This is a genomic window from Flavobacterium algoris (assembly GCF_048158525.1).
Classification (GTDB): domain Bacteria; phylum Bacteroidota; class Bacteroidia; order Flavobacteriales; family Flavobacteriaceae; genus Flavobacterium; species Flavobacterium algoris.
In genome coordinates this window covers 18,835-33,469 of record NZ_JBLNKT010000024.1, presented here as the reverse complement: position 1 = coordinate 33,469, position 14,635 = coordinate 18,835, and the positions used below count along the sequence as shown (strand labels likewise).

The 14,635-nt window shown below is 34.6% G+C and carries 14 protein-coding genes; 8 read left to right on the top strand and 6 right to left on the bottom strand.

Going from position 1 to position 14,635, the window contains the following annotated elements; genetic code table 11:
• Positions 1 to 27 precede the first annotated feature (27 nt).
• Positions 28 to 459, bottom strand: a complete 432-nt coding sequence (locus ACM55I_RS12275; RefSeq protein ID WP_039108652.1) for a tellurite resistance TerB family protein — start codon at positions 457 to 459, stop codon at positions 28 to 30.
• A gap of 189 nt (positions 460 to 648) precedes the next feature.
• On the opposite strand from ACM55I_RS12275, the gene ACM55I_RS12270 reads away from it, so the two are divergent.
• Genes ACM55I_RS12270 through ACM55I_RS12260 form a run of 3 tightly spaced genes read left to right on the top strand, consistent with a single transcriptional unit; the run spans position 649 to position 3,256 of the window.
• The gene (locus tag ACM55I_RS12270; protein ID WP_039108653.1) at positions 649 to 1,242 is read left to right on the top strand and encodes a HupE/UreJ family protein; all 594 of its coding nucleotides are present in this window, start codon (positions 649 to 651) and stop codon (positions 1,240 to 1,242) included.
• A gap of 6 nt (positions 1,243 to 1,248) precedes the next feature.
• Complete coding sequence (locus tag ACM55I_RS12265) at positions 1,249 to 1,680, top strand: deoxycytidylate deaminase (protein ID WP_416835912.1); 432 nt, start codon at positions 1,249 to 1,251, stop codon at positions 1,678 to 1,680.
• Position 1,681: 1 nt separating this feature from the next.
• Positions 1,682 to 3,256, top strand: a complete 1,575-nt coding sequence (locus ACM55I_RS12260; RefSeq protein WP_416847096.1) for a S41 family peptidase — start codon at positions 1,682 to 1,684, stop codon at positions 3,254 to 3,256.
• Between the two features lie 48 nt (positions 3,257 to 3,304).
• Here the strand turns inward: ACM55I_RS12260 and ACM55I_RS12255 are convergent, their stop codons facing one another.
• The 4 genes from ACM55I_RS12255 to ACM55I_RS12240 all read right to left on the bottom strand — a co-directional run bounded on the left by ACM55I_RS12255 (position 3,305) and on the right by ACM55I_RS12240 (position 5,638).
• Entirely contained in the window at positions 3,305 to 3,973 is a 669-nt protein-coding gene (locus ACM55I_RS12255; RefSeq protein ID WP_416847094.1) for a lysophospholipid acyltransferase family protein, read from the bottom strand.
• A 149-nt stretch (positions 3,974 to 4,122) separates the two neighbouring features.
• A complete protein-coding gene (locus tag ACM55I_RS12250; RefSeq protein WP_416847093.1) occupies positions 4,123 to 4,728 on the bottom strand; it encodes an FAD-dependent oxidoreductase in 606 nt (201 codons plus the stop codon).
• 1 nt (position 4,729) lies between these two features.
• Complete coding sequence (locus ACM55I_RS12245) at positions 4,730 to 4,933, bottom strand: hypothetical protein (protein ID WP_035669579.1); 204 nt, start codon at positions 4,931 to 4,933, stop codon at positions 4,730 to 4,732.
• A gap of 126 nt (positions 4,934 to 5,059) precedes the next feature.
• Positions 5,060 to 5,638 carry a MarC family protein gene (locus ACM55I_RS12240; RefSeq protein WP_416847092.1) on the bottom strand — a complete coding sequence of 193 codons (579 nt, stop codon included), beginning with the start codon at positions 5,636 to 5,638 and terminating at the stop codon, positions 5,060 to 5,062.
• Positions 5,639 to 5,900: 262 nt separating this feature from the next.
• Here ACM55I_RS12240 and ACM55I_RS12235 point away from each other — a divergent pair, with 262 nt between their 5' ends.
• The 5 genes from ACM55I_RS12235 to ACM55I_RS12215 all read left to right on the top strand — a co-directional run bounded on the left by ACM55I_RS12235 (position 5,901) and on the right by ACM55I_RS12215 (position 12,202).
• On the top strand, positions 5,901 to 6,467 hold the full coding sequence (locus ACM55I_RS12235) for a DUF3109 family protein (protein WP_416847091.1): 567 nt from the start codon (positions 5,901 to 5,903) through the stop codon (positions 6,465 to 6,467).
• Between the two features lie 262 nt (positions 6,468 to 6,729).
• Positions 6,730 to 7,707, top strand: a complete 978-nt coding sequence (locus tag ACM55I_RS12230) for a ribonucleotide-diphosphate reductase subunit beta (protein WP_416847090.1) — start codon at positions 6,730 to 6,732, stop codon at positions 7,705 to 7,707.
• A gap of 197 nt (positions 7,708 to 7,904) precedes the next feature.
• Positions 7,905 to 10,319, top strand: coding sequence for a ribonucleoside-diphosphate reductase subunit alpha (locus ACM55I_RS12225; protein ID WP_416847088.1), 2,415 nt, complete (start codon positions 7,905 to 7,907; stop codon positions 10,317 to 10,319).
• A gap of 352 nt (positions 10,320 to 10,671) precedes the next feature.
• Complete coding sequence (locus tag ACM55I_RS12220; RefSeq protein WP_416847087.1) at positions 10,672 to 11,568, top strand: hypothetical protein; 897 nt, start codon at positions 10,672 to 10,674, stop codon at positions 11,566 to 11,568.
• 139 nt (positions 11,569 to 11,707) lie between these two features.
• Positions 11,708 to 12,202: an RDD family protein gene (locus ACM55I_RS12215; RefSeq protein WP_416847086.1), complete on the top strand. Its 495-nt coding sequence runs from the start codon at positions 11,708 to 11,710 to the stop codon at positions 12,200 to 12,202.
• Between the two features lie 65 nt (positions 12,203 to 12,267).
• Here ACM55I_RS12215 and metE read toward each other — a convergent pair whose 3' ends face one another.
• Positions 12,268 to 14,592, bottom strand: a complete 2,325-nt coding sequence (metE, locus tag ACM55I_RS12210) for a 5-methyltetrahydropteroyltriglutamate--homocysteine S-methyltransferase (RefSeq protein WP_416847085.1) — start codon at positions 14,590 to 14,592, stop codon at positions 12,268 to 12,270.
• Positions 14,593 to 14,635: the final 43 nt, after the last annotated feature.

The following is a 14,635-nucleotide window of genomic DNA, read 5'->3' as shown; positions in this document are numbered from 1 at the left end:
CGATTTGGGAGCTTTTTTATGATTTTATTATTTATGCATATTTTGCATTTCGAAAAGGAAAGTATCTAAATCTACTTTTTTATCTACTAATGATAATGCTTTAGATATAATATAATTTACGTTATCGGCATTAAAGCCTAATGCTACTCCAATTTTTCCTAACAATAATTCTTGTTTATCTCCTAAATGATGATCAACATGAACCATTCTGGCTAAATCATACAAACGTTCCAATCTTTGCTCATGTAAATAAGGAGCATTAATAGGATATTTTAATGGGTTTTCTAAAATTTCGGTATATTCTTCTGGAGAAATTTCTAGTCTAATGGCCAGTTTGTCTAAAAATAATTTTTCTTCTGGAACAAACTTTTCATCGGCAAGTGCTACACGAACTATGGCTGAAAAATGACCTTTATTTCTTTGTTTGAATTCGCTATCAAATAAATCTGAAAATGACATAATTATTAATTTTTTATCTTACAAAGATAAATCTATTTTTAAATTATTGATTTTAATTTTATTTAAAATTATGATTTGTTAATCAAAGTATTTTAAATCCTTTTTTAAGGAATGATTTATATTTTGAAATCAATCATTTTCAAAATTAATCGTAAGTTTACAACCCCATATCAATTTAATAAATAACCTATGTCAGATTTTTGGATTTACTTTCAAATAGGATTAAAACACGTTTTGGATATTCATGCTTATGACCATGTTTTGTTTTTAATAGCATTAGCCGTTCCTTTCTCTTTCAAGGATTGGCAGCGAATAGTACTCTTGATAACACTGTTTACAATTGGACATACGTTGGCTTTAGTACTTTCCGTTTTTGGAATAATTGCCATAAAAGTGAATGTTGTTGAGTTGTTAATACCAATAACGATATTAATAACGGCACTATTTAATCTTTTTACGGCTGGTAAATCCAGTAAAAAAGAAAGTATAAATTTGGTGTTTTTTATAACACTTTTCTTTGGGATTATTCATGGTTTGGGTTTTTCAAACTATTTTAAATCAATTCTGGGAGGAAGTGCAACCTCTAAATTATTGCCTTTGGGTGAATTTGCCTTGGGGATAGAAGCAGCTCAGATTATTGTAGTTTTTGTTGTTTTGGTATTGTCCTATATTGTTCAAACGGTTTTTAGATTCTCTAAACGCGATTGGACTTTGGTGATGTCAGCATTTATAATAGGGGTAGTCTTGCCAATGATTATTGAAAATGAAATCTGGATTAGATAAAAAATAATGGAATCAAAAAAATTGAATAAGTACGATAAAGCGTATCTTAGGATTGCCACTGAATGGGGACTTTTGTCTTATTGTAAAAGAAAACAAGTAGGTGCTATCATTGTAAGAGACCGAATGATTATTTCTGATGGTTACAACGGAACGCCAACTGGATTTGAAAACTGTTGTGAAGATGAAGAAGGGTTAACGCGTTGGGATGTGTTGCACGCTGAGGCGAATGCTATTCTCAAAGTGGCGCGATCAACACAGTCTTGCGAAGGGGCTACGTTATACATTACACTTTCGCCTTGTAAAGAATGCAGTAAATTAATCCATCAATCAGGGATAAAAAGAGTAGTGTATCACAATGGATACCGCGATGACTCGGGAATTCAGTTTTTGATAAAAGCGGGAGTAGAAGTAGAGCATATTCCAGTATTAGAAGAATAAAATGAAAATCGACAATAAATACCTGCCTATAATTATTAGTGTGGCTCTTGGTCTAGGAGTTGTTGTGGGCGGTTTATTGAATGCTCCAAATCAAAGCCCATTTTTTGCTAAAAATAATTCGAAGAATAAACTCAATAAACTGATTGATTTTATTGATAACGAATATGTCGATAATGTCAATACGGATTCTATTGTAAATCTGACAGTTGATAATATTCTGGCAAAATTAGATCCGCATTCTGTATATATTCCACCAAGTGAGCAGGCTGAAGTTGTTGAAAGCATGAAAGGAGATTTTGTTGGTATAGGCGTCAATTTCTATATGTACAATGATTCAGTGGCGATAATAAAACCAGTTGAAAATGGCCCTTCGGCAAAAGCTGGAATAAAAGCGGGCGACCGAATTTTGTATGCCGATAAAACCAAATTATTTGGACGTAAATTACCTAATGACAGTTTGTTTTCTAAACTAAAAGGCACTGTGGGTTCTGAAATTGAACTTACCGTTTACAGAAAATCAGAACGTAAAAAGATTAAATTAAAAGTAAAGCGAGATATTATTCCTTTAAAAAGTGTCGATATTTCCATGCTTTTGAAAAATGATACCGGTTATATAAAAATAAATCGTTTTGCCGAAACCACTTACGGCGAGTTTAAAAGAGGTTTGGATGCATTAAAAAAGCAAGGAGCCAAATCATTAATTATCGATCTTCGGGATAATGGTGGCGGTTATATGGAAGAAGCCATTGCAATTGCCGATGAATTACTAAAAGACAAGCAACTAATTGTTTTTACCAAAAATAAAAAAGGGAATATAGATAAAACTTTTGCAACTGAAAGAGGAAGTTTCGAAAGCGGAAATGTGTTTGTTTTAATTAATGAAAATAGTGCGTCTGCAAGTGAAATTCTGGCGGGAGCAATACAAGATAATGACAGAGGGACAATCGTAGGCCGACGTTCTTTTGGCAAAGGATTGGTACAACGCGAAATGGATTTTGATGATGGCTCAGCTGTTCGATTGACTATCGCTAGATACTATACTCCAACCGGTCGTTCGATTCAAAAGCCCTATTCCAAAGGGAATGAGGCGTATTTTAAAGAATCAGACACTCGTTTTGTAAATGGGGAATTGTATGAAAAAGACAGTATAAAAGTTTCGAATGCTTTAAAATTTAAAACCAAAAAAGGTAAAATTGTTTACGGTGGCGGCGGAATTGTTCCTGATGTTTTTGTACCACTTGAAGTAGAACATGGAAATGAAAGCACGGCTTATTTGTTGCAATCGGGTGTTGTTGGGCACTTTGTATTCGAACAATTAGACAAAAATAGAAATGCATTCAATGGATTGAATTTCCAGCAATTTCTAACTAAAATGAATGAAACCGATAAGTATTTTGATTCTTTCCAAAAGTATATTTTCGAAAACGGATTGGATCTGAAATTTGGAAAAAGCAAGTCGTTAGTAAAACGTTATGTAGCTGCAGAATTCGCCAGACAATTGTATGGTGAAAAGTATTATTATGAAATTGTATTGAAAGAAGATGCAATGATTAAAGCGGTTTTAAAGAATCAATAGTAAAGAATTGACCCTATTTTTACACAGATTAAATTTATAAAATGACAGCTAATTTTCACTGTCCCAATCTTTTCTATAACGAATGAGTTCTTTGTCTATAATGTCTTTGGATGTGTTCAATAGATAGGTTGCATCTTCAGAATAAATAGGAGGGAAGAAAGTTATTTTAATCTCGGTGGTAGGTTTTCCAAAACATTTTAAAAAATGTGGAATAAAAGTGTCGTTCCCAATGAAGGCATCCGTTTTTTCTTTATAATCAATAGCAATTGGTATTACTGCAGATTCTATTTTAGTAGCCATGACAAATGAGCCATAATTGAAAGCTACAGTTGTAGGCAAATCATGAGTTGTACCTTCGGGAAAATTTATGATTGAGTATCCTTTGCTCAGCACTTCTCGAATATTTTCGGCAGTATTTTGTCTGCTTTTCGAACACTTTCTGTCCACAAATAACACCCCTGATATTTTACAGATGTATCCAATAAGTGGCCATGAAGCAACTTCTATTTTTCCAACAGGATAAGCATGGATTAAATTTACAATTACGATTGGGTCAAAATAAGACCGATGATTGGCTACAATTAATCCTTGTGCTGTGGGTTTTTCGCCATAAAAAATGGTGCGTATGCCTAAAATTGCATTGGATACTTTTATTAGAAAATCGCGTAATACGAGTGCTTTTTTAGAATTAGTTTCTTCACTCCTAAAGAAACTCATGAAATAGAAAATAATCGAGAAAAAGGAAATGAATACTATAAAAACGATGAGTCTTGTGAAGCTCAATAAAAGTGATAACATAAAAGTAGATTAATGAAAGTGTAAACCTAGCATTATTTTTCTAGAGATTTTTCACAATGAAATTCTATTTATCTTATACTATCATGACAATGCGTTTGTACGCCACCATTCCATAAAGTAAGAATATCAGTGGCAACGGCAGCGCCGCTTCCGGCAGCAATGGCCAGTTGGCTTCTCCACCCCGCTAAAGTTCCTATTGCATAAATCCCGTCAGTAACTTTGTGGTCACTATTTTTGAGTTGGATTCTTTGTTTTTCAGGAAGTGCTTTTTGGTGTGGTTCTACATAATGCATTAATCCATCTATTGCAAAAGTGTTTGCAGACCCAATGCCTATGACGATTATTTTAGTTTTGTAAGCGCTCTTGTTTGTAGTTACGGTGAATTCAGGAAAAATGCCTTCAATTTTTAGCATTTTTTCATTCGGAATTTGTGTAATGTGTGGATAGGTTTCTGAAAGATGTTGAATGCTTTCCGTTAATAATTCGGAACCTAATTTGCCTGGAATTATTCCGTAGGCATTATTAAACAATGCGTCTTGAAGTGCCGATGCTTTTTGATGGGTGAAAATACCAATTTTTTTATCAATGGCAAAGGGTTTGTTTTTTGCAGAACCCAATACAAGTGCACATGACATTCCGGAAACGCCACCGCCAATAATTAGAACATCAAGCATGTTAGAACTTATCGTTTGATTTTTCTTCTATTTTTTTTGACATTCTAAAGATAAGAAGAATCAAAACAGCACAAAAAGAGGCTGCAATCCCAATAAAAGCGACAACGCTGTCTCCTTTAAATGGATTTCTGAAATCAAGCAAAGTAACATTAAATATGATTAAAGCTATTGCTAAAAACACCAGTATGTTAGTAAAGATTTTCATGATATTTTTTTGTTTTTAATATAAAAAAAATGAGGTTTTGAACTATTTCTTTTAGAAATTCAAGACTCAAATAAAATCAAATTATTTATATTATTGCGTTATGGTGTAAATTTATGTAAATTTATTTTAGACAAACAAATCTTTAACATTCGCAGCGAATAATTTAACAGCAATCGCAAGAAGTACCACTCCAAAAGTCTTGCGGATGACTCCAAGCCCATTTTCTCCTAACATTCGTTCGATTTTTGCGGATGATTTTAGAACGATATAAACCAGAATAATATTTAGAATAATAGCAACAATAATATTGACCGTTTGAAATTCAGCTTTCAAGGATAATAAAGTTGTCATGGTTCCTGCGCCTGCAACTAGCGGGAATGCAATAGGAACAATTGAAGCGGAACTGGCGGCCTCATCACGATACAATCGAATGCCTAAAATCATTTCCAATGCTAAAAAAAACAAGACAAAAGATCCCGCTACAGCAAAAGAATGAACGTCAATTCCAATCAAATTTAAAAATTCTTCCCCTATAAAAAGAAAAACAATCATAATTGCTCCAGAAGCCAACGATGCTTTTTCGGATTCAATATGGCCAAATTTTGCTCTTAAATCGATGATAATAGGAATAGTACCGATGATGTCAATTACTGCAAAAAGAACCATACTTACGGTAACAATTTCTCTGATGTCAAATCCTATCATAGCTTTTTTTATTTACAAAGTTAAACTTTTCGTCCTATTATTGGATAAAATAGAGGGGTATTGCAATTTTTTCAAGCTATTTTTTAAGGTTGTAAAAAACAATACTTTTTTCAATGGATGTTTTATGTAAATCACTTAATTTTAGTTTGTTATTGGTAATTTAACAATCCGTTTGACTGGAAAGTTAAAGTTGGTTTTTATCTAAAAAAATACAATTTACTTTGACTATCTTTGCGCTTTATAATCACAGTACCAAAAAATAATGTTTCAATTAGGAAAAACCATCGTCTCAGAAGACATACTCAAAAAAGATTTTGTTTGCAATTTATCAGCTTGTAAAGGGGCTTGTTGTGTAGATGGCGATGCCGGGGCTCCATTGAGCGTTGAGGAAACGAAGATATTAGAAGCAATTTATCCTAAAGTAAAACCGTTTCTTCGGAAACAAGGAATTGCCGCAATTGAAGCGCAAGGAACTTGGGTAACAGGAACGGATGGTGATCTTGAAACACCACTAATTGACAATAAAGATTGTGCTTATGTGATGTTTGACGGTAAAACAGCACTTTGTGGTATCGAGCAAGCGTACAATCAGGGGATAATTGACTGGAAAAAACCAGTTTCTTGCCATCTATATCCTATTCGTGTGAAAGATTTTACCGAGTTTGCCGCGGTCAATTATGACAAGTGGGATATTTGTGACGCGGCCTGTTCTTTAGGTCAGGAACTTGAAGTTCCTGTTTACAAATTCGTTAAAGAAGCATTGGTTAGAAAGTTTGGAGAAGACTGGTATGCAGAGCTTGAAAAAGTGGCTCTGGACATGAAAAAATAAATCCAAAAAAAATTAAATTTTTCTTGTTTCCTGTTTTTAAAATCCTATATTTTACGGTGTTTCATGTTCTTTTTGTATTTTTAAAATTCTGATTTACAGTTTTTTATATTTTAAGTAAAAGATGTCCTGATTTTTCCCTTTGTTAAAAACTAACTGCTTTTGTGGATAAGTTTGGCTTTTAATTTCGGCAATATTTCACAATCTTTGTAATCCACGAAATACATAAAATTTCGTTAAATTTTCAAAAAAATAAACAATTATAATGGCGCAAGTTGAACCAATTTTACAAGAAAATAAAAATCGTTTCGTGATTTTTCCTATCAAACACCATGATATTTGGGAATTTTATAAAAGTATGGAGGCCAGTTTCTGGACTGCTGAAGAAATTGATTTGTCACAGGATTTAAATGACTGGAATAACAAACTTTCGGACGATGAACGTTATTTTGTAAAACACATTCTTGCTTTTTTTGCTGCTTCTGACGGGATTGTAAACGAGAATCTAGCGGAGAATTTTGTCAACGAAGTACAATATGCTGAAGCAAAATTCTTTTATGGTTTTCAAATCATGATGGAAAACATTCACAGCGAAACGTATTCTTTACTGATTGATACCTATGTAAAGGATGAAGCGGAGAAAGATGAATTGTTCAATGCTTTAGAAGTTTTTCCGGCGATTAAGAAAAAAGCAGACTGGGCTTTGCAATGGATTGAATCCGATTCGTTTGCGGAGCGATTGATCGCTTTTGCAGCCGTGGAAGGAATTTTCTTTTCGGGAGCATTTTGTTCTATTTATTGGTTGAAAAAACGGGGATTAATGCCAGGATTGACATTTTCTAACGAATTGATTTCTCGTGATGAAGGCGTTCATTGTGATTTTGCGGTGCATTTACACAACCACCACTTGGTTAATAAAGTTCCAAAAGAAAGAATTAGAAGTATTATTGTTGATGCTTTGAATATTGAAAGAGAATTTATCACCGAATCACTTCCTGTGAGTTTAATAGGAATGAATGCGGTATTGATGACGCAATATTTAGAATTTGTTGCAGACAGACTATTAGTGGAATTAGGTTGCGAGAGAGAATACAATACTTCAAATCCTTTTGATTTTATGGATATGATTTCGCTTCAAGGGAAAACAAATTTCTTTGAAAAGAAAGTGGCCGAATATCAAAAAGCAGGTGTTATGAATACAGATGAAGATGCTCAGAAAATTAGTTTTGATGCTGATTTTTAGAAAGTAGTTATCGCATCAGCGGGTTTTTAGCCCCGATGGAAGGGAATATCCTTTCTAGTCCTGAACTTGTTTCAGGATCCTGAAACAAGTTCAGGACTAGAAAGATTGGAATGACAGCGGGATTAGCTTCCCAAAAAAATGAAACAAATACTCAAAAACGGGAAAGGGATTTTCTGTTTTTTAAAACAATTAAGCGTATGTATGTAGTTAAAAGAGATGGCCATAAAGAGCCGGTAATGTTCGACAAAATCACAGATAGAATTAAAAAACTATGTTATGGCTTGAATGATTTGGTTGATGCCGTAAAAGTGGCAATGCGCGTAATTGAAGGACTTTATGATGGTGTTTCGACATCTGAATTGGATAATCTTGCTGCCGAAACTGCTGCGTCAATGACTATTGCGCATCCTGATTATGCTCAATTAGCCGCTCGTATTGCAATCTCAAATTTACATTCGAATACAAAAAAATCCTTCTCGGAAACGATGAATGATATGTTCAATTATGTAAATCCAAGAAACGGTCAATATGCTCCGTTACTTTCTGAGGAAGTACATAAAGTAATTATGGACAATGCGGAGTTTCTTGACTCACATATTATATACAACAGAGATTTCAACTACGATTATTTTGGTTTTAAAACCTTGGAACGATCGTATTTGCTAAAAATAAACGGTAAAATCGTAGAGCGTCCGCAACACATGTTGATGCGTGTGTCTGTTGGGATTCACTTGGACGATTTGAAATCGGTGATAGAAACCTACGACTTAATGTCGAAAAAGTTCTTTACGCATGCAACGCCAACGTTGTTTAACGCCGGAACGCCAAAACCTCAGATGTCTTCTTGTTTCCTTTTGGCCATGCAAGACGATAGTATTGACGGGATTTATGATACGTTGAAACAAACGGCCAAAATCTCCCAATCAGCAGGTGGTGTTGGACTTTCTATTCATAATGTAAGAGCTACAGGTTCTTACATCCGTGGGACAAACGGAACGTCAAACGGAATTGTTCCGATGTTGCGTGTTTTCAATGATACCGCTCGTTATGTGGATCAAGGTGGAGGAAAACGTAAAGGTAGTTTTGCTATTTATATCGAAACTTGGCATGCGGATATCTTTGAATTCCTAGACTTGAAAAAGAATACCGGAAAAGAAGAAATGCGTGCAAGAGATTTGTTTTTTGCAATGTGGACTTCAGATTTGTTCATGAAAAGGGTACAGGAAGACAGTTATTGGACGTTGATGTGTCCTAATGAATGTCCGGGATTGTATGATGTGTATGGCGAAGAATTTGAGGCGATGTACATTGATTACGAGAAACGTGGAAAAGGTAGAAAAACCATCAAAGCGCATGAATTGTGGGAGAAAATTCTAGAATCGCAAATCGAAACTGGAACGCCTTACATGTTGTATAAAGATGCAGCCAACAGAAAATCAAACCAAAAAAATCTAGGTACTATTCGTTCTTCGAATTTGTGTACCGAGATTATGGAATACACTTCGAAAGATGAAATTGCGGTTTGTAACCTGGCTTCACTTTCGTTGCCCATGTTTGTGGAAAACAAAAAATTCAATCATGATTTGTTGTACACCGTTACCAAACGCGTGACCAGAAACTTGAATAAAGTTATTGACAGAAATTATTATCCGGTAATAGAAGCGGAAAACTCGAATATGCGTCACCGACCAGTTGGTCTTGGTGTGCAAGGATTGGCCGATGCTTTCATCATGTTGCGTTTGCCATTTACGAGTGACGAAGCGAAGAAACTGAACCAAGAAATTTTCGAAACTTTATATTTTGCAGCCGTTACCGCTTCAATGGAAATGGCCAAAGAGGAAGGACCTTATTCTACTTTCGAAGGTTCGCCAATGTCACAAGGAGAATTCCAGTACAATTTGTGGGGAATGAAAGATGAGGAATTATCCGGTCGTTGGGACTGGGCATCCTTGCGAAAAGAAGTAATGGAACACGGGGTGAGAAACTCCTTGTTAGTAGCGCCAATGCCAACTGCTTCGACTTCTCAAATCTTGGGGAACAACGAAGCATTCGAACCCTATACGTCTAATATTTACACCAGAAGAGTACTTTCGGGAGAATTTATTGTGGTGAACAAACACTTGTTACACGATTTAGTGGAACGTGGTTTGTGGAACGAAACATTGAAACAAGAATTAATGCGAAATAACGGTTCGGTTCAAGACCTGAACATTCCGCAAGATTTGAAAGAATTGTACAAAACAGTTTGGGAAATGTCCATGAAAGACATTATCGACATGTCACGTCAACGGGGTTATTTTGTGGATCAATCACAATCGTTGAACTTATTTATGCAAAATGCCAATTATTCTAAATTGACATCGATGCATTTCTACGCTTGGCAATCCGGATTGAAAACGGGAATGTATTATTTAAGAACAAAAGCTGCGGTGGATGCGATTAAATTTACATTGAACAACGACAAGAAAGTGGAACCGATAGAAATTAAAGAGCAGCCTATCGCTGTTCCTGTAGTTGCGGAACAAGTAGAGATGACTACCGAAGAATACAGAGCAATGATCGAATTGTCTAAAAATGCAGGTCCAGACGATTGTGAAATGTGTGGGAGTTAATAAAAAAATGAAATGATAAAGGCCTCTTAATGGAGGCCTTTTATAAGAATACTAACTTTAAATCGAGCGCTGAGGTAAAGAAAAAAACTAATACGCATAAAAAAAGGGACATCTGTGATATCCCTAACTTGTAAAACTTAATCATTTTGGTTCCGAGGCCTAAATATTAAATTAAGATATAAGACAATGAGATTACCTCATCCGCTTATTTTATATATCAAAAGTATATAAATAGTACTGTCTTTCCAAGTTAAATATACACAGAATTTAATTTTTTATCTAAACTCCAGTAAAGCAAAGGCTTGGAGTAAAATGAATTTTAAGAAAATTCTTAACAACAAAAAAAGACAATATGGTAAATTTAAGCATTTACAGATTTACACTTGTAAATAAAGTAAAAGAACAACAAGTTTTAAGTTTTTACAATGAAGAAGAAGACTTGTTAGAAACAATGAATGACTTTTGTAGTCATATACACAGAAATGTTAAATCTTACACTGATGTTCAAGGTAAGTATAGAACCTTTTCACTTGCAAATAATCAACTTAAAGATGTTGAGAAAAGGATAATCACAGGCTATTTTGATTCTGGATATACTGGGGAATATGGGCAAATAAAGGACGGGAAAACTTCTAATCTCAAATATGACATTTTAAAAGGGGATTTATTTAGTAAAGATTTTTTCTATCTAATTCATGTTCCTAAAAATTCAAAATTTGGGTTTTTTATTTTTCAGAAAAAAGAGAATCATGGTGTGAAAGTAATATTTGAAAATGCTTTCAATTCTTTTATAAGATTGAAAGGAGTTTCAAATTATTTTCTTCAATTAAAACAGGCGCCAGCGAGATATCTGATTAATAATTTTTTAAAATTTGGAAAGCTAAAAGAATTTAGATTAATTGATGGTACAATTTCTACTATAGAAACATTAGCTGTAAATTTAGGTAGAGAGGAACGTGTAATAAAGTTGAATAGTTCAATAAATAATCAAAGTGTAAAAAATGTTTTGGTTGAATTGTTTGATAATTTTTCATCCCAAGATAAAATACCTTTTATGAATCAAGGTGCTTATGATGAGATAAGTTTTGTGATTGGCCATAATGGTGTTTCGAAAACCTTTTACATTAAAGATAAGGAGAAAATTAGGACCAGCTTTAATGTTACTTCAATGCTTGAATTTGAGGACGGAGAGGCCACATTCGAATCACTAATAAGGATTTCTTTAGAATTAATAAATTCAGCAGCTTAGCTTCTGATTTTTTATTGTTAACGGAGTATTTGAGTTTTCAAGTACTCCCTTTTTTATTTATATTCATCTATATTTTGATTAATAATATAAGAATAATTCACTATATTTGAGATAGTAATCATTTTTTATATTAACTACTATGGAAAATAAAAAATTTACTGTTACAGATGATTTATTAGCTTCCAAAAGCCAGCGTCTCCTGAATTTCCTTATCGATTTCCTGATTATATATATTATTGAGATTAGCATTGGCACTACCATAACTATAATTGGAGATTTGACCCATAGTTATGCTGCCTCGAATTGGGTTAAAGCATTGAGTCCAATTGAAAATTTCTTTTTTGGACTTATTATCCTGTTTTTTTACTACGGACTTACTGAAATGTATTTCTCGAGAACCTTCGCAAAGTATTTTACGGAAACACTAGTTGTAAAGCACGATGGTTCAAAACCTAATATGAAAAGTGTAATGATACGAACCGTATCCAGATTAATCCCTTTCGAGCCTTTTTCTTTTTTAGCCGGTGATTCGCGAGGATGGCACGATACTTTATCCGTTACGTATGTAGTCAAAAAGCATGAGTTTATTGCGAGAAAGAAATTGCTTGATCCATCCGGTGAAATTGTAATTTAAGGATAGTTTCCCTTAAAAAGAAAACCCAATAGATTTTTAAATCTACTGGGTTTTTTCAATTGGAATTATAATGTCACTATCTTATTTACAGCAATTCTCATCTCTTGAGCTGCGGCCACCATTTCGATTAAAGCTTTTTTGGTTTCGTCCCAATGACGGGTTTTTAAACCGCAATCCGGATTGACCCAAAGCTGGTCTACAGGAATCACCGCCGACGCTTTTTCTAATAATTTAACCATCTCGGAACTAGAAGGAACGCGAGGCGAGTGGATGTCATATACTCCAGGTCCTATTTCGTTTGGATAATTGAAATCGGCAAAAGCATCCAGTAATTCCATTTGCGAACGCGAACATTCTATGGTGATTACATCGGCATCCATATCAGCAATATTTTGGATGATATCGTTGAATTCGCTGTAACACATGTGCGTGTGAATTTGCGTGTCATCTTTTACGCCACTGGCCGAAATTCTAAACGCTTTTACTGCCCAATCTAAATAGGTTGCCCATTCTTCTTTGCGTAATGGCAATCCTTCTCGAATAGCAGGTTCATCAATTTGAATAATCTTAATTCCTGCGTTTTCTAAATCAATAACTTCATCTCTAATCGCCAGTGCAATTTGAGTACAGGTTTCAGAACGTGCTTGATCGTTACGGACAAATGACCATTGCAAAATAGTTACGGGACCAGTTAGCATTCCTTTTACCCATTTTGGCGTAAGCGACTGTGCAAAAGCCGACCATTTCACAGTCATTGGATTTGGGCGCGATACATCACCATAAATAACAGGAGGTTTCACGCAACGGCTGCCGTAACTTTGTACCCAACCGTTTTTGGTAAACGTAAATCCGTCGAGTTGTTCCCCAAAATATTCCACCATATCGTTGCGTTCAAATTCTCCGTGAACCAATACATCAATACCAGTTTCTTCTTGAAAACGAATCGTTTCTTCGGTTTCTTTTTGGAGTAAATCATCATATTGTTGTTGGTTTAATTCGCCTTTTTTGAACTTGGCTCTCCAGCTGCGCACTTCGGTAGTTTGCGGAAAAGAACCAATAGTTGTAGTTGGGAATAAAGGAAGATTTAATACGTCTATTTGTTTTTTTCTTCGAATGGAAAACGGATTTTGTCTTTGATCATCACCACTTGTAATGCTGGCAACCCGATTTTTCACCGCATCATTATGGATTAATTTAGATGTTTTTCGGTTTTCGTTGGCGATAGTGTTTTCTTGAAATAGAACTGATTCATGTTGAGTTATCTCATTTAAAGCAAAACTTTGAAGCAGTACTACTTCATCGATTTTTTGTTTGGCGAAAGCCAGCCATTGTTTGATTTCGGGAGTTAGTGTTGTGTCATTAGTCTCTAATTCTAAATCACATGGCGAGTGAATCAGAGAGCACGATGGCGCAATTAGGATTCTGTTTTCGCCAAGTGCATCAGCCGCTTTCTGAATAAGGGCTAAAGATTTTTTGAAATCATTTTTCCAAATATTTCTTCCATCTACAACCCCAAGCGAAAGACTTACGGTACTAGATAATTGTCCTGATTCCAGAATATCATCCAATTGGGAATGACAACGCACCAAATCCAAATGTAAAGTATGAACGGGCAAGGCAAGAACAGTTTCAAGATTTTCGCCAAAGCAATCAAAATAATTAGCAAGAATTAATTTGATTTTAGGGAAGCGTTTGTTGATTTCGTTGTAAACATAGGTTATGGCATTTCTTTCTTTATCAGTTAAATTCAAAGCCAAAAATGGTTCGTCAAATTGAATCCATTCTACTTTTTGATCCTCTAATTTTTGAATAATTTCAAAATATACCGGAAGCAATTTATCAACAAGGTCAATTCTATGGAAACCTTCTTCCTTTTCTTTTCCAAGGAGTAAATACGTTACAGGTCCTATAAGAACTGGTTTTGTTTTAATTCCTAAAGCGCTGGCTTCTTTGAATTCATCGATTATTTTTTCGGAGAATAATTTAAATTCTTGATCTTTTGTAAATTCCGGTACGATATAATGGTAATTGGTATCAAACCATTTTGTCATTTCCATGGCAACCACATCTTGTCCGTCTTTTTGCGAACCTCTGGCCATGGCAAAATACAAATCGATAGTGGAGTTTGTTTTGGCTAATTCTTGATAACGTTTTGGAATAACACCCAATGTAAGCGATAAATCCAGTACCTGATCGTAAAATGAAAAGTCGTTTGAAGGGATTAAATCGATTCCGGCCTCGGCTTGTAATTTCCAGTTTTCCTTGCGGATAGTTGCGCCTACAGTTAAAAGTTCTTCTGCGGAAATTTTTCCTGCCCAATACGATTCACAGGCTTTTTTTAATTCTCTGTTGCTACCAATTCTTGGATAACCTAGATTATTTGTTTTCATTATTTACAGTATTTTTTACTGGGCAAAGTTATTGTATTGGATA